The sequence below is a fragment of the Paracoccaceae bacterium genome, from assembly GCA_012103375.1.
In the GTDB taxonomy this organism is placed as follows: Bacteria; Pseudomonadota; Alphaproteobacteria; order Rhodobacterales; family Rhodobacteraceae; genus WLWX01.
Window position 1 is genome coordinate 2,913,738 of sequence record WLWX01000001.1, and the last position, 23,552, is coordinate 2,937,289.

Annotated in this window: 24 protein-coding genes; 10 read left to right on the plus strand and 14 right to left on the minus strand. The window is 62.1% G+C overall.

Translation table 11 applies throughout. From position 1 onward, the window contains the following. Window positions 1-11 precede the first annotated feature (11 nt). The 8 genes from GKR99_14915 to GKR99_14950 all read left to right on the plus strand — a co-directional run bounded on the left by GKR99_14915 (window position 12) and on the right by GKR99_14950 (window position 7,331). Entirely contained in the window at window positions 12-566 is a 555-nt protein-coding gene (locus GKR99_14915) for a CvpA family protein (GenBank protein ID NKB28763.1), read from the plus strand. Window positions 567-660: 94 nt separating this feature from the next. Beyond that, window positions 661-1,619, plus strand: a protein-coding gene (locus tag GKR99_14920; GenBank protein ID NKB28764.1) for an IS630 family transposase whose coding sequence is annotated in 2 segments (ribosomal slippage) — window positions 661-1,002 and window positions 1,005-1,619 — 957 coding nt in all. Because the reading frame shifts where the segments join, the coding sequence is not laid out codon by codon here. Window positions 1,620-1,726: 107 nt separating this feature from the next. After that, complete coding sequence (locus tag GKR99_14925; GenBank protein NKB28765.1) at window positions 1,727-3,205, plus strand: amidophosphoribosyltransferase; 1,479 nt, start codon at window positions 1,727-1,729, stop codon at window positions 3,203-3,205. 338 nt (window positions 3,206-3,543) lie between these two features. Further along, window positions 3,544-3,948: a DUF1801 domain-containing protein gene (locus GKR99_14930; GenBank protein NKB28766.1), complete on the plus strand. Its 405-nt coding sequence runs from the start codon at window positions 3,544-3,546 to the stop codon at window positions 3,946-3,948. 32 nt (window positions 3,949-3,980) lie between these two features. Then, window positions 3,981-4,625, plus strand: coding sequence for an SDR family NAD(P)-dependent oxidoreductase (locus tag GKR99_14935; protein ID NKB28767.1), 645 nt, complete (start codon window positions 3,981-3,983; stop codon window positions 4,623-4,625). 64 nt (window positions 4,626-4,689) lie between these two features. Then, on the plus strand, window positions 4,690-5,475 hold the full coding sequence (gene surE / locus GKR99_14940; protein NKB28768.1) for a 5'/3'-nucleotidase SurE: 786 nt from the start codon (window positions 4,690-4,692) through the stop codon (window positions 5,473-5,475). Next, window positions 5,472-6,137, plus strand: coding sequence for a protein-L-isoaspartate(D-aspartate) O-methyltransferase (locus GKR99_14945; protein NKB28769.1), 666 nt, complete (start codon window positions 5,472-5,474; stop codon window positions 6,135-6,137). Before surE ends, GKR99_14945 begins: the two co-directional genes overlap by 4 nt. A gap of 54 nt (window positions 6,138-6,191) precedes the next feature. Continuing rightward, a complete protein-coding gene (locus GKR99_14950) occupies window positions 6,192-7,331 on the plus strand; it encodes a peptidoglycan DD-metalloendopeptidase family protein (GenBank protein ID NKB28770.1) in 1,140 nt (379 codons plus the stop codon). A gap of 150 nt (window positions 7,332-7,481) precedes the next feature. On the opposite strand, the gene GKR99_14955 is transcribed toward GKR99_14950, so the two are convergent. From GKR99_14955 to tatA, 4 genes are read right to left on the minus strand one after another with little or no spacing between them, the layout of a single operon-like run. After that, entirely contained in the window at window positions 7,482-8,321 is an 840-nt protein-coding gene (locus GKR99_14955; protein ID NKB28771.1) for a DUF815 domain-containing protein, read from the minus strand. Further along, the gene (gene tatC, locus GKR99_14960; GenBank protein ID NKB28772.1) at window positions 8,318-9,262 is read right to left on the minus strand and encodes a twin-arginine translocase subunit TatC; all 945 of its coding nucleotides are present in this window, start codon (window positions 9,260-9,262) and stop codon (window positions 8,318-8,320) included. Before tatC ends, GKR99_14955 begins: the two co-directional genes overlap by 4 nt. Beyond that, window positions 9,259-9,897: a twin-arginine translocase subunit TatB gene (gene tatB / locus GKR99_14965; GenBank protein NKB28773.1), complete on the minus strand. Its 639-nt coding sequence runs from the start codon at window positions 9,895-9,897 to the stop codon at window positions 9,259-9,261. Before tatB ends, tatC begins: the two co-directional genes overlap by 4 nt. 18 nt (window positions 9,898-9,915) lie before the next feature. Beyond that, a complete protein-coding gene (gene tatA, locus GKR99_14970; protein NKB28774.1) occupies window positions 9,916-10,140 on the minus strand; it encodes a twin-arginine translocase TatA/TatE family subunit in 225 nt (74 codons plus the stop codon). Between the two features lie 236 nt (window positions 10,141-10,376). On the opposite strand from tatA, the gene GKR99_14975 reads away from it, so the two are divergent. After that, on the plus strand, window positions 10,377-11,039 hold the full coding sequence (locus GKR99_14975; GenBank protein NKB28775.1) for a WYL domain-containing protein: 663 nt from the start codon (window positions 10,377-10,379) through the stop codon (window positions 11,037-11,039). Between the two features lie 15 nt (window positions 11,040-11,054). Here GKR99_14975 and GKR99_14980 read toward each other — a convergent pair whose 3' ends face one another. Continuing rightward, entirely contained in the window at window positions 11,055-11,789 is a 735-nt protein-coding gene (locus tag GKR99_14980; GenBank protein NKB28776.1) for a glucose 1-dehydrogenase, read from the minus strand. An 18-nt stretch (window positions 11,790-11,807) separates the two neighbouring features. Further along, window positions 11,808-12,974 carry a winged helix-turn-helix domain-containing protein gene (locus GKR99_14985; GenBank protein ID NKB28777.1) on the minus strand — a complete coding sequence of 389 codons (1,167 nt, stop codon included), beginning with the start codon at window positions 12,972-12,974 and terminating at the stop codon, window positions 11,808-11,810. A 171-nt stretch (window positions 12,975-13,145) separates the two neighbouring features. Here GKR99_14985 and GKR99_14990 point away from each other — a divergent pair. Next, window positions 13,146-14,104, plus strand: a protein-coding gene (locus GKR99_14990) for an IS630 family transposase (GenBank protein NKB28778.1) whose coding sequence is annotated in 2 segments (ribosomal slippage) — window positions 13,146-13,487 and window positions 13,490-14,104 — 957 coding nt in all. Because the reading frame shifts where the segments join, the coding sequence is not laid out codon by codon here. Between the two features lie 253 nt (window positions 14,105-14,357). Here the strand turns inward: GKR99_14990 and GKR99_14995 are convergent. The 8 genes from GKR99_14995 to GKR99_15030 form a co-directional block, all read right to left on the minus strand. Further along, window positions 14,358-15,806, minus strand: a complete 1,449-nt coding sequence (locus GKR99_14995) for an aldehyde dehydrogenase family protein (GenBank protein NKB28779.1) — start codon at window positions 15,804-15,806, stop codon at window positions 14,358-14,360. After that, a complete protein-coding gene (locus tag GKR99_15000) occupies window positions 15,803-16,207 on the minus strand; it encodes a hypothetical protein (GenBank protein ID NKB28780.1) in 405 nt (134 codons plus the stop codon). Before GKR99_15000 ends, GKR99_14995 begins: the two co-directional genes overlap by 4 nt. 28 nt (window positions 16,208-16,235) lie before the next feature. Further along, window positions 16,236-17,828, minus strand: coding sequence for a dipeptide ABC transporter ATP-binding protein (locus tag GKR99_15005; GenBank protein NKB28781.1), 1,593 nt, complete (start codon window positions 17,826-17,828; stop codon window positions 16,236-16,238). Next, window positions 17,825-18,646 carry an ABC transporter permease subunit gene (locus tag GKR99_15010; protein NKB28782.1) on the minus strand — a complete coding sequence of 274 codons (822 nt, stop codon included), beginning with the start codon at window positions 18,644-18,646 and terminating at the stop codon, window positions 17,825-17,827. Before GKR99_15010 ends, GKR99_15005 begins: the two co-directional genes overlap by 4 nt. Beyond that, the gene (locus tag GKR99_15015) at window positions 18,646-19,593 is read right to left on the minus strand and encodes an ABC transporter permease subunit (protein NKB28783.1); all 948 of its coding nucleotides are present in this window, start codon (window positions 19,591-19,593) and stop codon (window positions 18,646-18,648) included. Before GKR99_15015 ends, GKR99_15010 begins: the two co-directional genes overlap by 1 nt. Before the next feature lie 351 nt (window positions 19,594-19,944). Further along, window positions 19,945-20,415, minus strand: a complete 471-nt coding sequence (locus GKR99_15020) for a DUF1203 domain-containing protein (protein ID NKB28784.1) — start codon at window positions 20,413-20,415, stop codon at window positions 19,945-19,947. Window positions 20,416-20,661: 246 nt separating this feature from the next. Next, the gene (locus GKR99_15025; protein ID NKB28785.1) at window positions 20,662-22,140 is read right to left on the minus strand and encodes an ABC transporter substrate-binding protein; all 1,479 of its coding nucleotides are present in this window, start codon (window positions 22,138-22,140) and stop codon (window positions 20,662-20,664) included. A gap of 27 nt (window positions 22,141-22,167) precedes the next feature. Beyond that, complete coding sequence (locus GKR99_15030) at window positions 22,168-23,469, minus strand: acetylornithine deacetylase/succinyl-diaminopimelate desuccinylase family protein (GenBank protein NKB28786.1); 1,302 nt, start codon at window positions 23,467-23,469, stop codon at window positions 22,168-22,170. Window positions 23,470-23,552 lie beyond the last annotated feature (83 nt).

Below are 23,552 nucleotides of genomic sequence, written 5' to 3' on the forward strand. Positions count from 1 at the left end.
GGAGCAGATTTATGGATGGATTCACGCTATTTGACGCGATCGTCGCCGTACTGGTGATCATCTCGGCAATCCTGGCCTATTCGCGCGGTTTCGTGCGCGAAGTGATGAGCATCGCCGGCTGGATCGTCGCCGCCATCGTTGGCTTCATCTTTGCACCGCGCGCCGAACCCTTGATGCGCGAATTGCCGGTTGTCGGCAGATACCTGGCAGACAGTTGCGAGTTGAGCATCATTGCGGCCTTCGTTGCGGTCTTTGCCGTCGCGCTGGTGGTGATGTCGATCTTCACGCCGCTGTTTTCCTCGCTGATCCAGCGCAGCGCCATTGGCGGGCTGGACCGGGGCCTTGGCTTTCTGTTCGGGGCCGCCCGCGGCGTCCTGTTGGTTGTGGTCGCCCTGATCGTCTATGACCGGGTCGTTGTCGGCGAAAGCCTTGCGATGATCGACGACAGCCGCACGGCGCAGATCTTTGCCAATACGCAGGATCAGATCGACGAACAGCTTCCCGACGACGCGCCCGGCTGGCTGGTCGGTCGCTATGAACAACTGGTTGGCGTCTGCACCGGCTGATCGGCAACATCTAAAGCGTTTCGGCTTGAACCTGAATCGCGAGGGATTCCCTTGAGACCTGATCTGTGATTCATCCTGTTTGGGAGGATGGATCATGTCAGCACCTTTGCCATCTGCGCTTCGGATACGGTTTCAGAGATACATTGAAGAAGGGTTGAGCGGGCGCGCGGCGGCGTTGCGGTTGAAGCTGTCGCCTGCCACAGGCGCGCGGTGGGCGCGTCAGGTGAGGATGAAGGGTCATGCGGAACCTGCCCGGCAGGGACCGCCGCGCGGCAAGGGAAAGCTGGCTCCGCATCGGGAATTCTTTGAGGAGTTGATCGCACAAGACCCTGACATCACGCTCTTTGAGTTGCGTAATGCGCTGGCCGATGCAGAGGGTGTGCGGGTGCATCACTCCTCCATCGCCAACCTTCTGTCCCGGCTCGGCTTCACGTACAAAAAAAGTCGCTGGTCGCAACCGAGCGCCGCCGCGCCAAGGTAAGGCAGCAACGGGCCGACTGGTTCAGATACCGCTCGCCAGCCATTGCGACCTTTCCTGAGCGCGTTGTCTTTATTGACGAAACCGCAGTGAAGACAAACCTCACGCGCCTACGCGGCAGAGCCAAGCGCGGTAAGCGCCTGACGATGGATGCGCCCTTCGGAAGCTGGGGAACCCAAACCTTGATCGCGGGCCTGACCCAAGGCGCGCTGATCGCACCTTGGGTCATCAAGGGAGCGATAGATGGCCCCGCCTTCGCGGCCTACATCCGCGAAGTGCTGGTCCCCGAGATCAACCCCGGCACTGTCGTCATTCTCGACAACCTGGCAACCCACCGGAATAAGGAGGCGACGCAGGCTTTACGCAATCACGGCTGCTGGTTCCTTTACCTGCCACCGTACTCGCCCGACCTGAATCCCATCGAGCAGGCCTTCTCTAAACTGAAAGCCCATTTGCGACGGATCGGGGCCAGGTCCTTTACCCAGGTCTTCGAAGCAATCGGAGCAATCTGCGATCTCTACGACCCAGTAGAATGCTGGAACTACTTTAAGGCCGCCGGATATGTCTCAGGTTAATGTCGAAACGCTTTAGTGGCGCGAATGTTATCTGCCGGGTGACAGCGCGGGCGAATCCCCTTATGGCGGTGCCAAGACCCGCGACACCTGCCGGAGCTGCCCTCCCGATGCGCGACCCTGCTGATCTGACGCCGCTGAACACTGATCCATTTGACGACGACAAGCTGCATGAAGAATGCGGCGTCTTCGGCGTGATTGGCGTGGCCGAGGCGGCAAATTTCGTGGCCCTTGGCCTGCACGCCCTGCAACATCGCGGGCAAGAGGCTGGCGGCATTGTCAGTCACCACCCGGAAACCGGTTTCGCCTCGGCCCGCCGCTTTGGTTATGTGCGGGACAATTTCACCAAGCAAAGCCTGATGGAAACCCTGCCGGGGCCGCTGTCGATTGGCCATGTGCGCTATTCCACCGCCGGGTCCAAAGGCGCGACCCAGATCCGTGACGTGCAGCCGTTTTTTGGTGAATTTTCCATGGGCGGCGCAGCAATTGCCCACAACGGCAACATCACCAATGCCGACGCGCTGCGCCGCGAGCTGATTGACCGCGGCTCGATCTTCCAAAGCTCATCCGACAGCGAATGCATCATTCACCTGATGGCGCGGTCATTGCAGCGCAACATCCCTGAACGCATGAAAGACGCCCTGCGCCGGGTCGAGGGGGCGTTTTCCATCGTCGCCATGACCCGCACCAAGCTGATCGGGGTGCGCGACCCGCTGGGCGTGCGTCCGCTGGTTCTCGGCAAGATCGGCGATGGCTGGGCGCTGAGTTCCGAAACCTGCGGGCTGGACATCATCGGAGCCGAGTTTGTGCGCGAAATCCAGCCGGGCGAAATGGTGGTGATCAACGACGACGGCATCGCGTCTTTGCGCCCGTTTGAAGCCAAGCGCCCCCGGTTCTGCATCTTTGAACACGTCTATTTCAGCCGCCCCGACAGCATGATCGGCGGCGAAAGCGTTTATGAAACCCGCCGCCGGATCGGCGTGGAACTGGCGCGCGAAGCCCCAGTCGATGCCGATTATGTCTGTCCCGTCCCGGACAGCGGAACGCCCGCAGCCATCGGGTACAGCCAGGAAAGCGGCATCCCCTATGCGATGGGCATCATCCGCAACCAGTATATGGGCCGCACCTTCATCGAACCGACCGAGCAGATCCGGAACATGGGTGTGCGCCTGAAGCTGAACGTCAACCGGGCGCTGATCAAGGGCAAGCGGGTGATCCTGGTGGACGATTCGGTGGTGCGCGGCACCACCAGCCGCAAAATCAAGGAAATGATCCTTGATGCGGGTGCTGCCGAAGTGCACTTCCGCATCGCCAGCCCGCCGACCCAGTGGCCATGTTTCTACGGCGTGGACACGCCGATGCGGGAAAAGCTGCTGGCCGCCACGATGAGCGAGGATGAAATGCGCGACCACCTTGGCGTGGACTCGCTGCGGTTCATATCGCTGGACGGGTTGTACCGTGCGGTGGGCGAAGCCAAGGGCCGCGACCCGGCCCAGCCGCAATATTGCGATGCGTGTTTTTCGGGCGAGTATCCGGTGGAACCGGCCGATATGATCGAGCGTGGGGTTGTGGTTCGGGCGGCGGAGTAGTGGCCCGGAGTGGATTTTGATCAAACAAACCTAACAACGCTCGAACAGACAAAACCCGCCCGCCAGAACACACACCCGGCGCGCATGCGCCATGCCCGACCTCCCCCGCGGGAGGGCATCTTGAAACGCCCGAATTGCTTGAACCGGCTTGGTTTTTCAGAATTCAGGTCGCACTCAACCACACCGCCCTCCCTAGGTCGGGCATGGCGCAAGCGCGCCTCTGGCCAAGCCCGCCAACCGTCTGGGATTCTGTCCTTCCCCAAGCTGCGCTTCAGCTAATAGGGGCTTCGTCGCCATCATCGCTTGCAGTCGCAGTTCACGCGCGCCACCTTGCCAGCATGTCACCGCTTCCGACCCATCTTGCCACCACCATCGCCCCCTGGCCCGCCGGGGCGCAGGCACATTTCCACACGATCCGCACCGCGATCCTCTCTGCCGCCGCCGACACGCCCCACGTCGGCCCGATCACCGAGACGCTGAAATGGGGACAACCTTCCTGGCTGACCGAGGCGAGCAAATCCGGCACCACGATCCGCGTGGCCTGGTCCGAGGCGCGCGCCGATCAAATCGGCCTTTATGTCCATTGTCAGACAACCATCGTCGCCACCATGCGCGACCTCTACGCGGATGCGTTCACATATGAGGGGAACCGCACCTTGCTCAGCCCGCTGAGCGTGCCCCTTCCCCGCGACCCACTCGACCATTTCATCCGAATGGCGCAAAGCTATCACCGGACCGGTTGACGCCGCCGCCCAACGCGGCCACACCGCAGCCCATGACTAAACTTGCCCTCATCACCGGAGCCTCTCGCGGGCTTGGCGCGGCGCTGGCTGAGACTTTGGCCGCGACGCATCACATCGTCGCCGTGGCCCGCACCACCGGCGCGCTGGAAGAACTCGACGACCGGATCAAGACGGCGGGCGGTCAGGCGACACTTGCGCCGATGGATATCACCGACACAAACGCCATGGCCCATCTGTGCCGGGGGATTCACGACCGCTGGGGTCACGCCGATCTGTGGCTGCACACGGCGATCCACGCCGCCCCCTTGTCACCCGCCGCCCATGTGGACGCCCGCGACTGGGCAAAATCGGCCGAGGTGAATGCCACCGCCACCGCCAACCTGATCGCGATGGTACAACCGCTGCTGCTGGCCGCACCTGCCGGGCAGGCCGTGTTCTTCGACGACCCGCGCGGCGGCGCCGCGAATTTCGGCAGCTATGGCGCGACCAAGGCGGCGCAGATCGCGCTGGCGCGAAGTTGGCAAGCCGAGGCGGCAAAGACCGGCCCCAAAGTGCACATTCTGACCCCCGAACCCATGCCCACCGCCACCCGCGCCCGGTTCTTTCCGGGCGAAGATCGCGCCCCATTGGCCGATCCGCGTGCGGAAGCGACACGGCTGCTGGCTCTTTTGAATTAACGCCCGGCCAGCGCTTTACCGTCCGCTTGCCCTGACCTATTGAGGGGGCATACTTGGGGCGAACATGCGCATTCTTCTGACCAATGACGACGGTATCAACGCCCCCGGCTTGCAGGTGCTGGAGGCGATCGCCGCCGACATCGCAGGACCGGACGGAGAGGTCTGGGTCGTCGCACCTGCCTTCGAACAATCCGGCGTCGGGCATTGCATCAGCTATACCCACCCGATGATGATTTCGCAGATGGGCACACGCCGCTTTGCCACCGAAGGCTCACCAGCGGATTGTGTTCTTGCGGGGTTGCATCACGTGATGCCCGAACGCCCCGATCTGGTGTTGTCCGGCGTAAACCGGGGCAACAACGCGGCTGAAAACACGCTCTATTCCGGCACCATCTGCGCCGCGATCGAGGCGACGTTGCAGGGCATTCCGGCAATAGCACTCAGCCAGTTTTATGGCCCCGATAATGCCAGTCTGGACAACCCGTTTGACGCTGCGGCGGTGCATGGCGCCGGGCTGATCCGTGATATGCTCGACAAGGCGCGTTGGGATGCGGATCGCGATTACCGGTTGTTTTACAATGTGAATTTCCCGCCGGTCGCTGCGGATGCCGTCAAGGGCCGTCAGGTTGTCGCCCAGGGCTGGCGGCATGATACCAACTTCGGGGTCGAACCGCATTCCGCCCCATCGGGGCGGCAGTTCCTGTGGATCAAGGGTGGCCCGCAGCATATTCCGACCGATCCCGGAACGGATGTTGCGGCCAATCTGGACGGATACATTTCGGTCACGCCGATGCGCTGTGATCTGACCGCCCATGATGCACTGGCCGATATCGCGGAGCAGCTGGGATGACCGACACTCCCCCCCCCACGCCCGAGGAGCTGGCCGAGCGCAAGATGCGGTTCCTGTTCACGCTGCGCTCGCGCGGGGTACGGGATGCGCGCACGCTGGAGGCGATGGAAAAGGTCGACCGCGGTGCCTTCGTGACCGGCCTGTTCGCCGACCGCGCGTATGAGGATATGCCGTTGCCAATCTCTTGCGGGCAGACCATCAGCCAGCCCAGCGTTGTCGGGCTGATGACCCAGGCACTGGACGTACAGCCGCGCGATAAGGTGCTCGAGGTTGGGACAGGCTCGGGCTATCAGGCGGCCGTCCTCAGCCATCTGGCGCGCCGGGTCTATACTGTAGATCGCCATGCCGCACTGGTGCGAGAGGCACGCCGCGTGTTCGACGCGATGGACCTGACCAACGTGACGGCCTTCACCGCAGATGGGTCGCGCGGGTTGCCCAAACAGGCACCCTTTGATCGCATCCTGGTCAGCGCCGCGGCCGAGGATCCACCCGGCCCCCTGATGGCCGAATTGCGCGTCGGCGGCATCATGGTTTTGCCCGTTGGACAGTCCGATGCGGTGCAATCCCTGATCAAAGTCACCCGCTCCGAAACCGGCTATGACTATGAGGAGTTGCGCCCCGTGCGCTTCGTCCCCTTGCTTGAAGGCCTCGGATCAGAGTAGACCTGTTCACGGAAGGCCCCGAAAACAGGGGCCACCGTTTGAGGATTGTAGCAGATGGCGGTTTTTGGCCCTTCTTTTCGCGTGGCGCTTATCGGCTTTGGCTTGATGAGCCTGACGGCATGTCAGGATGCGTTTGACTTCGACTTCCGCCGACTTGGCCAAGGTTTTTCAACCACTGGTGAGGCGCAGGTGGCTGAACGCCCGGATGGCGACAATCGCGGCGTCATCTCTTATCCCAGTTATCAGGTGGCGGTGGCGCGCGAAGGTGACACGCTGCGCGACATTTCGGCCCGTGTTGGCCTTTCAGTGGCGGAACTGTCGCGGTTCAACGGCCTGCCCGAAGATGTACCGCTGCGCGCGGGTGAATTGATCGCCCTGCCCAGCCGGGTCGAAGAACCCTCGCCCGCGACCGGCGCGGTTACGACAGGGCCGATTGCGACCAGCGACGTAGATATCACCAGTATTGCCGGTGGCGCGATTGATCAGGCCGAGGCGCAAGGCCGGGGCCGCCTGCCGCTGGCGCCAGAGCCTGTGCGCCACAAGGTTGCGCGCGGCGAAACGGCCTATTCCATCTCTCGCCGGTACGACATCCCGGTGTCTGCGCTTGTCGAATGGAACGGCATTGGCAGTGATTTCGCGATCCGCGAAGGGCAGTTCCTGCTGATCCCGCCAACGGTTCAGCCAGCCAAAGACCCCGGCGTGTCCGAGCCTGGTGCCGGATCCGCCTCGCCCAAGCCGCCGTCGTCGGTGGACCCGTTACCGGATGAGGCGGCGACGCTGGATACCCCGAAGGAGACGCCGGATTCGCCCGATCTGGCGACAGATCGCACCGCAGCGTCGGACACCGGCAAACTGGCGCTGCCCGTGGTCGGCAAGATCATCCGGGGCTATGCCAAGGGCAAGAACGACGGCATTGATATTGCCGCAGATGCCGGAACGCCGGTGAAATCTGCCGGCAACGGCACGGTCGCGGCGATCACGCGCGATACGGATCAAATCCCGATCCTGGTGATTCGGCATCCGAACAATCTGCTGACGGTCTATGCCGGCGTCGATATCATCCGGGTTTCGAAAGGCCAGCAAGTCAAGCGCGGTCAGACCATCGGAGAGGTTCGCAAAGGCACCCCCAGCTTCCTGCATTTCGAAGTGCGCGAAGGGTTTGAGAGCGTCGATCCGAACACCTATCTGCAGTAGGGCGTTGCGTTGAGACGCCGCTGTGATCGCTGCAAGCTGAGACCTTGTTTCGAGGCGCGGATGCGCCATAACCGACCCAGAGCGCCCTCCTGAATATCTGAGTCGCTATTGGGAGTGCCTGCGCCAATGCCCGCCGCAGGCAAGTACCGCTCAGCCCAGCGCCACTTCGCGCCGACCGGCCAGATCGACGAAATACTGCCAGGCCACCCGGCCAGAGCGTGCGCCGCGCGTTGCCTGCCACTCGATCGCTTCGGCGCGCAGGGTGTCATCGTCAATCTCGACATCGTGGGCATCGCAATAGCCCCGGATCATCGTCAGGTATTCGTCCTGGGTGCAGGGGTGGAAGCCCAGCCACAGGCCGAACCGGTCTGACAAGCTGACCTTTTCCTCAACCGCTTCCGAGGGGTTAATGGCGCTCGACCGCTCGTTCTCGATCATGTCGCGGGGCATCAGGTGGCGGCGGTTTGAGGTGGCATAGAATACCACATTCTCTGGCCGCCCCTCGATCCCGCCATCCAGCACCGCCTTCAGCGACTTGTAGTGTTCATCATCATGGGAAAACGACAGGTCATCGCAAAACAGCAGAAACCGGTGCGGCGCAGCGCGCAGCAGGCCCAGCAGGCGCCCGATCGAAGGCAGATCTTCGCGCTGCACTTCAACAATCTTCAGCGACGCACCCTGCTTCAGAACCTCGGCATGCACAGCTTTGACCAGGCTGGATTTCCCCATCCCCCGCGCGCCCCACAACAGGGCGTTATTGGCGGCGTGGCCGCGGGCGAATTGCAGTGTGTTGGCCAACAGCGTATCGCGCGAACGATCAATGCCGACCAGCAGCGGCAAGCCGACGCGATTGACATGCGCGACCGGGCTCAGGCGATCCGGATCCACATGCCACACAAACGCATCAGCGGCTGCGAAATCCGGTGCGCCCAGCGGTTCCGGCGCCATCCTTTCCAGCGCTGCCGCGATCCGTTCCATGGGGTCGCTCACTTGTCTTCGGGCTCCGGCTCTTCATCGGCGGCCTCATCAGCTAGGTCGTCATCCTCGTCACCCCAAAGCCCTTCATCTTCGCCCAGCACGCCGTCTTCGCGCAGCTGTTTCAGACGCTTACGTTCGACATAGGCGACCAGATGGATCGAGATTTCATAGAGGCCGAAGACCACGACAAACAGGATCACCTGGGTGATGACATCGGGCGGGGTGACCAGCGCGGCCAGCACCAGAATACCCACGATGGCATATTTGCGCACTTTGCGCAGGCCGACCGAACTGACCAGACCGGCCTTGCCCATCAGCGTCAGCAAGACCGGCAATTGGAAGCACAATCCGAATGCCACGATCAGCTTCAGCGTGATGTCCAGCGTTTCGTTCACTTTACCCTGAAAGACGATCGCAATGCCGGGGTCGTCTGCGGACGGGACATCAGTGCCGCCTTCGCCGGTGAACACCGAAAAGATCGAGGCCGCATCCGCAAAGCCCAGGAAAAACTTCATCGCCAGCGGCGTCACGACGTAATGCGCAAATGCCGCGCCCAGCAGGAACAGAACGGGCGAGGCGATCAGAAACGGCAGAAACGCGTTTTTTTCGTTCTTATAAAGACCGGGTGCCACGAACCGCCAAAGCTGCATGGCAATCACCGGGAACGAAATCGCCAGACCGCCGACCATCGAGATACGCACAAGCGTGAAAAAGTATTCCTGCGGCGCGGTATATTGCATGACCGGGTTCGGATTCCCCAGGGCCACCATCGTCTTTTCAATTGGGATCAGCAGGAAATCGAGGATCGCACTGCCGAATGTGAAACAGATCACCATGCCAACGATAAAGGCAAGGGCCGCGCGGATCAGCCGGGTGCGCAACTCGGCCAAATGCTCGATCAGCGGCGCTGAGGAGGCTTCGACTTCGTCGGCGTCTGTTGTGGTTTCACTCATGCCGCATCACCGGATTTCGGGGCCGGTTGCTTCGCAGCCGTTTTGCGCTGTGCCGGTTTCTTGGCTGCAGGTTTCTTCGCTGTTGTCTTCGCAGAAGGTTTGGCGGCCTTCGCAGCCGGAGTCTTGGCCGCTGTCTTCGCCACCGCTTTCTTCGCCGGGGCCTTTTTCGCTGCTGGCTTTTTGGCGGCAGGTTTCGCGCTTGCCTTCGCTTCGGCCGCGGCGGCTTCCTTTTCCAACCGCTCAGCTGTGGACCGCGCCGTGTTGGCCTTGATCCGGGCTGTCTGTGCGGCACGCTTAGCGCTCAGCTTTTCGGTTTCGCCGTCCGGCTTGGTGGTGGTGCCCGTCGCCTTGGTCGCGCCCTCGGGCCAGTCGGTCATGCCGCTAGTCGCCTTCTTGACCGCGTCCAGCCCCAGATTCTTGGCCGAGGTCATTTTCTTCATGTCCCCGGCAATGTCCTTTACGCCTGCCTCATCCGCCGCATCGTCCATGGCACGCTGAAATTCGCGCGCCATGCCTTTGATCCGGGCGGTGAATTTGCCCAGCGTGCGGAACATCCCGGGCAGGTCCTTGGGGCCCACCACGATCAGCGCCACAACGCCGATCACCAGAAGCTCGGTCCAGCCGAGGTCGAACATGCGCGTGCCCCCGAAGGCTTAGCTTTTGTCTTTGTCGGTCGTTTCGGTCGCGTCCGGCGACACGTCGCGGGCCGCAACTTCGGCGTCCTCGATTTCCTTGGTGCCGTCATTGACACCCTTCTTGAAGCTGGTGATGCCCTTGCCGACCTCGCCCATCAGGGACGAGATCTTGCCGCGTCCGAACAAGACCAGAACCACGACAGCGATCAGAAGAAGGCCGGGTAGGCCGATGTTGTTGAGCATGAGGTATCTCCCATAGGCGGCCACCGATGCGCGGCCCGTCCAAGATAAGTGCTGTGGATATGTAGAACCTGCAGGCGCCTGTTGAAAGGTTCATTTCAACGTCTTCACGGCCAAATCACCCTGAATTCCGGCGCAATCGGGTGGAAAACCGGTCGGCCTTTAACAACTGACATGTTAATGTCAGTTGTGGGCAACACGGACACATCCGGTTTTCCGAATCAGCAAAGGGCTAATTGATGAGCCGCAGTGACCGATTGCTAGAGATGGTCCAGATCCTGCGCGACGGGCGGGTCCATCTGGCGCGCGACATGGCGGCGCGGCTGGGGGTCACGCCACGCACGATCTACCGCGATATGGAGGCGCTGATGTCCTCTGGCGTGCCGGTTCGGGGCACCAAGGGGCTGGGTTATGCGATGATGGCGCCTGTGACCCTGCCGCCGTTGAACCTGACCATGACCGAGTTAGAGGCCCTGCACCTGGGCCTCGCCATTGTTGGGGATGGCGGCGATGAAGATCAGCGCGCCGCCGCCGCCAGCCTGTCGGCCAAGATTGATGCGGTTCTGCCTGCGGACCGGGATCAGGCCGTGACCGGCTGGGGGTTTGCGGTCTATCCCTTCGCGGATGCCGCAGCCGGATTCACCCACATGCCAGCCCTGCGCGCCGCAATCCGGGCGCGCCAGAAACTGCGCTTGAAGATGACGCAAGAGGACAAGCCGCGCACCGTGCGCCCGCTGGAGCTGACCTATTGGGGCCGGGTCTGGACCGTCACCTGCTGGTGTGAAACAACACGCGGCTTCCAGACGTTGCGCGCCGACCTGATCGACACTGCTGAACTGCTGCCAGAGCTGTTCGTGGATGAGATCGGAAAAACACTGGTGGATTTTCGGGCCAACAGCTGACGGGGCGCACCCCCTTCAGATACAGCGCCCGCCATCGACCTCCATAGCGACGCCGGTGATCATGCTGGCCTCGTCCGAGCACAGAAAGCATGCGGCGTTGCCCATGTCCTCCGGGGTGGAAAACCGGCCCAGCGGGATCGTGGACAGGAATTTTTCACGGATTTCTGGCGTGTCTTCGCCCATGAAGGATTTCAACAGCGGTGTTTCGCCCGCAACCGGGTTTAGCGCGTTGACCCGGATGCCTGCGGGCGCAAGTTCAACCGCCATCGTGCGCGTGGCTGTGATGACCCAACCTTTCGAGGCGTTGTACCAGTTCAGGCGCGGTCGCGGACTGACCCCGGCGGTACTGGCGATATTGAGGATCGCGCCGGACCCGCGCGCCTTCATCCCCGGCACAAAGGCCCGCGCCATCAGGTAGATGGACTTGACGTTTACGGCCAGAACCCGGTCAAAATCAGCCTCTGAGATATCCTCCATCGCGCCGGGCAAATGGGTCACACCGGCGTTGTTCACCAGGATGTCCACCTGCCCGGCCATGTCAGCAAGCGCCGCAACCGACGCTGCGTCCGAAACATCCACCGCCTGCGCCACTACACCATTGCCGATCTGTGCCGCAACCGCCGCGGCGCCGACACCGTTGATGTCAGCCACAACCACCCGCGCGCCTTCGCTTGCGAATTTTGCGGCAATCCCTGCCCCAAAACCCGGCGCCGCGCCGGTTACTATCGCGCGCCTGTCTTTCAGTCGCATTCTGCGTTCCCCATCTGCTCAGCCAGTTCGCCCAACCGCCCAATCCACTTGCCTGATCCCGGCCAGACGCGCAAACCGAACCAACTCAGCCTCCAGCCGGTCAAACCGCGCCGCCGACCACATCACCCCCGGTTCCGGCCAGAAGCCGACAACCCGCATCCATCCTTTCGCGCGATCGGCCCGCAACTCGATCCGGCCGACGAAGCGATCCCCTTCCAGCAGCGGATAAACGTAATAGCCCCAGCGGCGTTTCGCGGCTGGCACGAACATTTCGTTACGATAGTCAAAGCCGAACAGCCGTTCCAGGCGCGCGCGGTCGCGAATTGCAGGGTCAAAGGGGTTGAGGATACGCAGGCGGGTGGTCGGCGCAGGCGCATCGCGCAGACGGTCCGCAATATCCGCCACGGCCCATGCCGGGCGGGCGACGCGGTCGGCCCCGACAACCTCGACCGGGATCAGATCGCGCGCCTGCGCCCAGGTCTTCGCCTCGCCCGCGTCCATAGCCCCCCAAAAGCGCTGAACCTCGCCCGTGGTGGCGACACTCAGCCGGTCCAGCGCCGCATCGCACAACCAATTGGCCTGCGCGGCATCGTCCGGACCGTCGCGCAGATGGGCCGGAAATACCCGTTCGGCCAGATTGTAGAATTTCACGAAATTCTCGCGGTAACAGGTGGCAAGCTCACCCGCGTACCACATCTGATCAAGGGCCTTCTTATGCGGCGGGCGGGCCCACATTTCGCGGCTGTCGGCCATGGTATCAAAGGCATGAGTGGACAGAGCGCCCTCGGCCCCGATCCGGTCGCGGATACGTTGTATTTCGCCCTGCGCAAGCCCGCTGCGAAACCAGTCGCTGTTGGCCACCTTGGCCCCCAGCCGACGGAACTGGCGCCGCCACATGGGCAGGACTTCCATCGGGATCAGGCTGGCGTCATGGGTGAAATGTTCAAAGATCATCCGGTCACGGCCCAGCAATGGCCACAGCATTTTTTCGCGGTAGTTCTGGTTGCGCGACCACAGGATGTGATGATGCGCACGGGTGACATTTCGGATGGTATCGATCTGGACGAAGCCGAGGCGCCGGATGATGCCCATCACGTCCAGCGGGCCGGTCGGCGTCTCGGCCAGCCCGTTGCTCCACAGCAACAGGCGGCGCGCGTCACGGTTCTGGATGGTCAGCTGTGGCAAGATCGCCTCGGGAACGTTGAATTATTGGCAAGGACGAGTTGTGACGAATTGCGTGCGACAGGCAAGCGGATTGCACGCATCTTTTGTCTAAAGCGTTTCGGCTTGAACCTGAATCGCGAGGGATTCCCTTGAGACCTGATCTGTGATTCATCCTGTTTGGGAGGATGGATCATGTCAGCACCTTTGCCATCTGCGCTTCGGATACGGTTTCAGAGATACATTGAAGAAGGGTTGAGCGGGCGCGCGGCGGCGTTGCGGTTGAAGCTGTCGCCTGCCACAGGCGCGCGGTGGGCGCGTCAGGTGAGGATGAAGGGTCATGCGGAACCTGCCCGGCAGGGACCGCCGCGCGGCAAGGGAAAGCTGGCTCCGCATCGGGAATTCTTTGAGGAGTTGATCGCACAAGACCCTGACATCACGCTCTTTGAGTTGCGTAATGCGCTGGCCGATGCAGAGGGTGTGCGGGTGCATCACTCCTCCATCGCCAACCTTCTGTCCCGGCTCGGCTTCACGTACAAAAAAAGTCGCTGGTCGCCACCGAGCGCCGCCGCGCCAAGGTAAGGCAGCAACGGGCCGACTGGTTCAGATACCGCTCGCCAGCCATTGCGACCTTTCCTGAGCGCGTTGTCTTTATTGACGAAACCGCAGTGAAGACAAACCTCACGCGCCTACGCGGCAGAGCCAAGCGCGGTAAGCGCCTGACGATGGATGCGCCCTTCGGAAGCTGGGGAACCCAAACCTTGATCGCGGGCCTGACCCAAGGCGCGCTGATCGCACCTTGGGTCATCAAGGGAGCGATAGATGGCCCCGCCTTCGCGGCCTACATCCGCGAAGTGCTGGTCCCCGAGATCAACCCCGGCACTGTCGTCATTCTCGACAACCTGGCAACCCACCGGAATAAGGAGGCGACGCAGGCTTTACGCAATCACGGCTGCTGGTTCCTTTACCTGCCACCGTACTCGCCCGACCTGAATCCCATCGAGCAGGCCTTCTCTAAACTGAAAGCCCATTTGCGACGGATCGGGGCCAGGTCCTTTACCCAGGTCTTCGAAGCAATCGGAGCAATCTGCGATCTCTACGACCCAGTAGAATGCTGGAACTACTTTAAGGCCGCCGGATATGTCTCAGGTTAATGTCGAAACGCTTTAGTGTGGACGTTGGCGGCGCGCACCCTTGCGCCCGGAATCAAGCCCGTGAGGGCGCCAGGCGATCGCCTGACCGTCCCGCGTGCAGGCGATTTCGACAGGGTGCGTTAACTTCGTAGTACAGAGTTAACGCTGATCTATAAATTGCCTAACATTACTGTTGCGTCGCCTACCCCCGGTCAGGCGCTCGCCCGGCTTGTCGTCAGATCAAACCAACGTCCACCCCAAGCCAAATCCGGACTTATCCATGCAGCGCCGCAACCGTCTTCAGTGTCGAAAACCCAAACAGCGCCTCGAACCCCTTTTCGCGCCCATGGCCGGACTTGCCCGTGCCGCCGAACGGCAGTTCCACACCACCCCCGGCCCCGTAATTGTTGATAAACACCTGCCCCGAGCGTAGCGCCTTCGCCAGTCGCATCTGGCGCGCGCCATCGCGCGTCCAGACCGAAGCAACAAGGCCGTAATCCGTTCCGTTGGCAATCGCCAAGGCCTCGGCCTCATCCTCGAACGGGATCACGACCTGCACGGGGCCAAAAATCTCATCCCGCGCCAAAGGGTGATCGGACGCAACCCCGGTGAACAGCGTTGGCGCCACGTAGTGGCCGCCTGCCGGGGCGTCGGTCGCGACTGCGCCCTGTGCGGCAACTTCAAGGTCGCCGCCTTTGGCCAGGAACCCCTCGACGATCGCCTTCTGACGCTCCGAAATCAGCGGCCCCAGATCGCGGTCCTGATCCGCAGGTGCGGCCACCAGCGCTGCATAGCGTTCGGCCATGCGCGCCACGACCTGATCGTAAACGCCCCGCTGGACCAGAATCCGGGATGAGGCTGAACAGGTCTGGCCCGCGTTTTGAATTCCGGCGTTCACAAGAAACGGCAAAGCCGCGTCGATATCCGCGTCATCAAACACCAGTTGCGGCGACTTGCCCCCCAGTTCCAACGTTACTGGCACGACATTTGCGGCCGCCGCCGCCTGGACCGCGCTGCCGGTCGCGACCGACCCGGTGAACGAGACATGGTTGACCCCGGCATGCCCGGCCAGCGCCGCGCCCGCCTCTGCCCCCAGCCCCGGCACTACGTTCAGCGCGCCCGCCGGCAACCCCGCTTGCATCGCAAGGTCCGCGAAGGCCAGCGCCGTCAGACAAGCCTCCTCCGCCGGTTTCAGCACGCAGGCGTTGCCCATCGCCAGCGCCGCCCCGACCGAACGTCCGATGATCTGCATCGGGTAGTTCCACGGCACGATATGGCCGGTGACGCCGTGCGGCTCACGAAGGGTATAGACCGTGTAGCCGTCAAGGTAGGGGATCGTTTCCCCCATCACCTTATCCGCCGCGCCACCATAAAATTCACAGTAGCGCGCCAGCGCGACCGCATCCGCCTTCGCCTGCGTCAACGGCTTGCCTACATCCGCCGCCTCGATCCGCGCCAATCGGTCCACGTTGTCCAGCACCAACTGCCCGAGACGCGCCAGAACCCGACCACGACCCGCCGCAGGAACCCGGCCCCAATCGCCTTGCAAAGACGCCTGCGCGGCGGCCACCGCGGCGTCGACATCTGTCGCGCCGCCACGGGCGATCCGCCCGACCTCGCCTCCGTCCGAGGGGTTTTCCAGTGCCAGAGTATCCCGCGAGGCCGGGGCCGCCCAGCGCCCGCCGATCAGGCATTTGTCGGTGTCAAACCAAAGGTCTTTCATGGGTTGGATCCTATCGTGAAACGCAGGCGGTGGGTCTGGTGGGCCAGCGTCGAGGGCCCTTCGACGACATCCCGCGCTTGCGGGCAGGTCGTCAGCGCGTGTCGCCAGAAATGGATGGCGTCGTTCATGGTGCCCAGTTCCCAGCGCCCCGGCGAATGCTCAAAGGCCAGATGCGCCGCGCGGGTTCCGATGCCACGGCGACGGTATTGCGGGAAGATGCAGAATTCGCACATCTCGGTGAAACCGGGATAAGCCTCGGTCACCAGAAACCCCAGTTGGCCGTCATCGTGGATCCGGTACACCCGGACATTCGGGTCATGCAGGAATTCCTCGGCAATGGCATCGGGGTCATTGTCTGGCTGACCAAGCTCCGCGAAATAGGCGCACAGCTGCGCGGTCATCGCCGCCTCGTCAGTTGGGCGTTCCAAACTAAGCATGCAGCGCCTCGATCCGGGGCAGAACGGGCGCGGCGGCGATCAGCGCGCGGGTGTAAGGGTGCTGTGGGTCGGTAAATACCGTCTCGGTTTCCCCCTCCTCGACGATCTTACCGGATTGCATCACCAAAACGCGGTCGGTGATCCGACGCACCACACTCAGGTCATGGCTGATGAACAGGAACGTCAGATTGAACCGCCCGCAAAGATCCGCCAACAGGTCGAGGATGCGGGCGCGGACCGAGACGTCGAGGGCCGAAACAGCCTCGTCCAGCACCACCAGTTCGGGGCGGTTGATCAGGGCGCGGGCAATCGCGATCCGCTGGCGTTGCCCGCCCGAGAATTCGTGGATGTATTTGTCGGCGTCCAAGGGGCGAAGGTGCACAGCCTCCAGCACCTCGGATACCGCGCGTGCGCGCTCGGCGCCGGTCGGTGGCGTGTCGAGCAAATGCAGCGGTTCGGCCACCAGCCGCGCAACCCGATGACGGGGGTTGAAGCTGCCGTATGGATCCTGGAACACCACGTTCATTTTGCGCCGCACCGCCAGGTTGGGGCGTTTGCCTGCAAACACGGGCTGGCCATCGAGTTCGATCCGCCCGCCCTGGTTCGGCTCCAGCCCCAGTATGGCCCGTGTCAGGGTGGATTTGCCGCAGCCGGACTCCCCCACCAGCCCCAGCCGGTCGCCCGCGTTCATCGTGAAGCTGACGCCATCGACCGCCCGGAAACGCCCCGGCGGCGCGAACAGATGCGGGCGGGGCGTGGAATAGTCGCGGATCACCCCCTCGACCCGCAGCAATGGCGCACCCGCTGGCGCGTCTGGCAGATCCACGATGTGGTCCGATGCTTCAAACAGCATCCGGGTATAGGGGTGCTGCATGTTGGCCAACAGGTCGGCGGTCGCGCCCTGTTCGACAACCGCGCCGTCCTTCATCACCACGATCCGGTCGGCCATGTCGGCAACAACGGCAAGATCATGGGTGATCATCAGCAGCCCCATACCGAAATCATCCACCAGCCCCTTCAGCAGGTCGAGGATCTGCGCCTGGGTGGTCACATCCAGCGCCGTCGTCGGCTCATCCGCGATCAGCAGTTTGGGCCTGAGCGCGATGGCCATGGCGATCACGACACGCTGGCGCTGACCTCCCGAAAGCTCGTGAGGGTAACGATCCAGCGGGAAGGCCTCTAACCCGACGCGATCCAACACTTCGCGCGCGCGCGTCGCCGCCTCGGCCCGGCCCGCTTCGCCGTGGATCAGGATCGTCTCGGCCACCTGATCGCCGATGGTTCGCACCGGGTTCAGCGCCGTCATCGGTTCCTGAAATACCATGCCGATGTCGTTGCCGCGCCGGTCGCACATCTGCGCCTCTGTCAGCGCCATCAGGTCGGTGTCGTCCAACAGGATGCGCCCAGACGCTTCGGCCCCGTCCGGCAACAGCTGCATCACGCTCAGCGCTGTCATCGACTTGCCCGACCCGCTTTCCCCGGTGATCGCCACGATCTGCCCTGATGCAACGGTCAGAGAGATATCCCGCAGGATCGGTGTGCCGCGTATCGCCAATGAAAGGCGGTCAATCTCCAGCAAGCTCATGCCGACCGCTCCCGCAATCTTGGGTCCAGCATGTCACGAAGCCCGTCGCCCATCAGGTTCAGCCCCAGCACCGTCAGAATGATCGCGAAACCGGGAATCAGTGCCAGATGCGGCGCGATGCTAACCAGTGTCTGCGCGTCGGCCAGCATCCGCCCCCAGCTGGGCGTCGGCGGCTGCGCGCCAAGGCCGACATAGCTCAGCGCCGCCTCGGCGATGATCCCGATGGAGAACTGGATGGTGCCCTGCACGATAAGGATGTTGGCGATGTTGGGCAGGATGTGCTCGGCACTGATCCGCGCCGCGCCCTTGCCAGAAACCCGGGCCGCCAGGATGAATTCGCGGTTCCACAGCGGCAGCGCCGCGCCGCGCGTCATTCGCGTGAATACGGGGATGTTGAAGATGCCGATGGCGATGATCGCGTTGACGGCCGAGGCACCGAAGACCGCCGTGATCAGGATGGCGATGACCAGCGGCGGAAAGGCGAAGATCAGGTCGTTGCCGCGCATGATGACCTCGTCCAGCAGGCCACCGCGCCGCGCCGCCGCCGCCAGCCCCAGCGGCACACCGGCGAACATGCCGATGCCCACCGCGACCAATGCGACGGCGATTGAGGTGCGCGCGCCGACCATGATCATCGTAAGAATGTCGCGCCCGAAATGATCCGTGCCCAGCAGATGCCCGTCGCCGGGGCGTTTCAGCTTGGCCGCGATGTCCAGAACCGTGTAATCCGCAGGGGTCCAGACGAAAGAGATCAGCGCACCCAGGACAAATACACCCGTCAGGGCCGCTCCCAACGCAAGATTTCGGTTCCAGCGCATCAGGTGCGCCTTCTTAGGCGAGGATCAACCGCCGCATAGGCCAGATCGACCAGAAAATTCACGCAAATCACCGCGAATACCAGCAGCATGACCACCGATTCCACCACGATCAGATCACGCTGACTGATGCTCTGAAACACCAGCCGTCCAAGGCCGGGCAGGAAGAACACCTGTTCGATGATGATCCCGCCCGCCAGCAGAAATGAGAATTGCAGCCCCAGGATCGTCAGAACCGGGATCAGCGCGTTCCTGACCCCGTGCCGCCAAAGGGCCTGCCGCCGTGACAGGCCCTTGGCCCGCGCCGTGCGCATGAAATCCTCGCCCAGCATGTCCAGCAAGCTGGACCGCATGACCCTTGCGAGGATCGCGGCCTGCGGCAAGGCCAGCGAAATCGCGGGCAGCGTCAGCGCCTTCATGCCGCCCCAGAAGCCCTTGTCCCACCCCGGGAACCCTCCGGCGGAAAACCAGCGCAGATTGATGGCGAAGACCAGCACCATCATCATCGCGAACCAGAAATTCGGCACCGCGACGCCCAATTGGGATAGCCCGATCACCGCCGTGTCCCCCGCCTTGCCACGACGGGACGCGGCGTAAATCCCCGCCGGAAAGGCGATCAGCGTGCTCAGCGTCAGCGCATAGACCGCCAGCGGCAGCGAAATCCACATCCGATCCGCAATCATCCCCGCCACCGGCGTGCGATAGGTATAGGACGTGCCGAAATCCAGCCGCACCAGCCCGCTGACCCAATCGAAATACCGCTGCACCGGCGGCACATCGAGGCCCAGTTCCCGCCGGAGCGCTGCAACCGTATCGGGCTGCGCGTTGATGCCCAGCATATAGCTTGCCGGGTCGCCCGGCGCGACCTCGACCACCAGGAAGATCACCAGCGAGGCGACGGCCAGGCTGATGAGGAGTGAGGCAAGTCGGCGGAGGGTGTAGGCCAGCATTCCGCGACACTAGGCGTGCGTGTGCGGAGCGTCCAGATGGGGTGACCCGCACTGGCCGGGGCCCAGCGTTTGTTAGGCCGATTGTGTTGAAAAACTCCGTTTTAGGGCCTGAACGATGATTTTTCTTTCCATGCAGCCCGATCCTAAATTTTTGGCGCGGGGGTCGGCCCAAATCGCCTACATGCGCTCACGCGCAGCCATGCGCTGTCTCGTGGTCAAAGCTTTCCGACTATTTCGCTTCATAGGTTTTCGCAAGAAATCCGCGACGCTCTGATTTCGGAGTTTTTCAACACAATCGGCCCACTGCCGCCATTCAAATTTCCGCGCCGGCGCAACTTTTCGTGGTCAAAGTCAGTCCACCCGATGCACCGAGGCCGCGAAGCAACCTGGCTTTGCATTGTGAATATGGGCATAGGCAATGTCATCATTTTCAAATGCCGCGGCCAATTCCGTGGCGACTGCATCGCCTGGCACAACCTCGGCGTCGATCATCATGTGATCCTTGCCAAAGTATCGCAAGGACACCAAGCGCGTTCGAATAACCTCGGGCACTTCGTTGACCGCAATCCGGGCTTGTTTGGCGTTCTCACGAACAAAAACGGCATGGCTGGCGCGGTAGGGGCTGTCTTCGGGCTGATGTTCATAGTTGAAAAGAATCACTCTCTCTCCGACCTCAGCATCCTGCATGCTGACACGGCAGGGCGTACCCGGTTTTGCAGTCACGATCTGCCGGCAGGCGTTTCGTGCCGCCAGCTCTGCGTCGGAAAGGCTGAAAAGATACGCAAACTCTTGCGCCTGAAGGGGTTTGATTTGAAAGTTCATGCGCTGTGTCCTTCTGATTGCTTGGAAATGTGACTACCAAATCCAGGCAAGTCGGACCGACCCGTTACTTGCGCTTTCCTCTTAATGCGGACCACGCGACCAAGACGCTGGAACGGTTCAGGCAAAACACCCAAGAATGAAGGAGGCCGATTGAGGCGGCCAGGTTATGGCGTTCACAGGCTGGCCACCAACATAAAAAAAGGCCCCGAAAACCGTAGCCTTTTCCATTCGTCGTGACTTGGGGCCTCACTCCGCCCAGTGAACCGCCGTCAGGTCAATCGCCTGGGTCGGCTGGTTTGCCCAGATGCCGACAACATCCGCCTTGGCCACCCCCAGCGAGGCAAGCTGGAACAGGAAGCCGTTGACGTAGTTCTCAGAGATGTTGCGCTGCGCGTCTGCCATCAAGGAATTGCGGGCATCCGGGTCTGTGGTTGAATTCAACTGATCCATGATCGCCACGAAATCCTCGGCCGCGTATTGGAAATAATAGTCCGGGTTGGCGTAGATATCGATATCCATCGGCTCGGTATGGCTAACGATGGTCAGGCCGAAATCCTTGCCGCGGAACGCCTCTTCCAGCCATTGCGCCCATTCCAGGTTGGTGATCTCGGTCTCGATCCCCACGGCGCGCAGCTGGGCGGCGATGATCTCTCCGCCGCGGCGCGCATAGGATGGCGGCGGCAGCTTCAGCGTGGTGGTAAAGCCTTCAGCCAGACCCGCCTCGGCCAGCAAGGCCTTGGCCTTTTCGGGATCGTATTCGGAATTGCCCGTCAGATCGACGTAGGCCGGGTTGTGCGGCGCGAAATGGGTGCCGATGGGCGTGCCATAGCCGAACATCGCCCCGTCGATGATCGCCTGACGGTCAATCGCATGGGTGATCGCCTGACGCACCAGGATGTTATCCATCGGCGGCAATTTGTTGTTGATCGCCAAAATCGTCTCGCCCTCGGTCGAGCCGACAAGCACCTGAAAGCGCGGGTCTGCATCGAACTGGGGCAGGTTTTCCGGGGCGGGGAAGTTGATGAACACGTCAAGGTCTTCGGCCATCATGGCACCAAATGCCGCCGTCGGATCGCTGATGAACTTGAAGGTCGCAGCCTCCAGCTTGGCTGGTTCACCCCAATAATCATCGTTGCGCACAATCTCGATCCGGTCACCCTGCACCCAGTCCGAGAATTTGAATGCGCCGGTCCCAACAGGGTTCGAGGCGATGGTTTCGATGCTTTCGGGGGCCACGATTACAGCGTCGCCCCAGGCCATGTTGAACAGGAAATTGCCGTTCTGCTCAGCCAGCGTGACCTGTACGGTCAGCGGGTCGATCACGGTCACATCGGTGATCCCGACAAACCGCGCTTTCTGTGCGTTGGTGCTGTCTTCGGCCCGCGCCCGGTCCAGACTGAACTTCACATCTTCGGCGTCCATGGACGTTCCGTCGTGAAATCTGACCCCGTCGTGCAGCTTGAACGTATAGGTCAGCCCGTCTTCCGAAATCTCCCAACTTTCGGCAAGCCCGGCCACGACGGAACCGTCGGCCATGAAGCGGGTCAAGCCTTCAAAAACATTGGAATAGACGACCTGATCAATTGCCGCAGCAGCAGCGCTGGTCGGATCCAGGTGGGGCGGTTCCAATTGAATCCCGACAGAGATCGCGTTTTGCGCCTGCGCGACGCCCGCACTCAGCGCGACGGCAGCGGCCAGAGTTGCGGCTTTTGCGGAAATTCTCATGTCTTTCACCCCCTTGGTGTGTTCAGTTCATCCATCATTCGGCGTCAGCAACGCGATCAGGCTGTGCCCCATCACTTGCGCCGAAGTCATCATGTCATCTACCCCGATCCATTCATCGGGTTTATGGGCCAGTTCAAGAATCCCCGGACCATAGGCGATACAGTTTTTCAACTTGCCGATGCGGTCAATGTGTTTCTGGTCATATGACCCCGGAGAGGCGACATATTCCGGTGATTTGCCTGTCACATCACGGATCGCCCGGTCGACGGTGGTGACAATCGGCGCGGTCTTGTCGGTCATCGACGGGATGACCCGGTTCAACTCGGTCAACTTATAGTCAAAGTCGGGCCGGGTGGCTTTCAGCCCGTCCAGCAGGCCGGTCACCTCGGCGGCGACCCCATCGGCGTCTTCCTCGATCAGGAAGCGGCGGTCGATGATGATCCGGCAGCTGTCGGGAACGCAGTGGCTTGGCAGGGCGTTGCTCTCCTCGTCCGGTTCGCTCTGACCGCCGTGGATCGAGTTGATGTTCATTGTCGATGACCGCGCGCCTTCGGGGACCACCGGCATTTCGGTGCGCCGCGCTGCCATCGCCGGAAACAGATCGGTTTCGAAGCTATCCAGCACCGCGCCCATGTGACGCACCGCGCAATCGCCCAGAAACGGCATCGAGCCATGGGCGATTTCGCCAAATGTTTCGATCTCGGCCCACCACCCACCGCGATGGCCCAGGCAAATGCGGTCGGGGTTCAACGGTTCGGGAATAATGACGTGCTGTACGCGGTCTGGATCAAAATACCCAAGCTCAGCCAGATGGGCGACACCGCCATAGCCGCCGGATTCCTCATCCGCCGTGCCGGAAATCTCGATCGCGCCGGCATAGTCCGGGTATTCTTCGATGAAGGCTTCCGCGGCTACGATCGAAGCCGCAAGCCCGCCCTTCATGTCGCAGGCGCCGCGTCCATAAATACGCCCGTCCTTCAACTCGGCCCCGAAGGGATCGAATGTCCAGCCTGCGCCGACCTCGACCACATCTGTATGGCTGTTGAAATGCACGCAGTCGCCGGCGCGCTTGCCCTCGTGCCGGGCGATGATATTCCAACGCGGGTAAGCATCGCTGTCACCCGGCGCGCCGGTGGCGCGTTCGAATATGCAATGAAAACCGCGTTTCCTGAGGCGGCGTTCCAGATAGTCACAGATCGCGTGGTAATTCTCACCCGGCGGGTTGAGCGTCGGGATGCGGATCAGATCCTGCGTCAGTTCGATCAGGTTGTCGCGTTTGCCTGCGATACGGGTCGAAAGGGCGTCTGATTGCGACAAGGCGGAGTCCATGCAGTGCCTATCTGGGGGGCAGGGTCATTGCCGCCATACTAGGCCAGATAATGCCGGAACGAAATGGCACAATCCGCAATGCC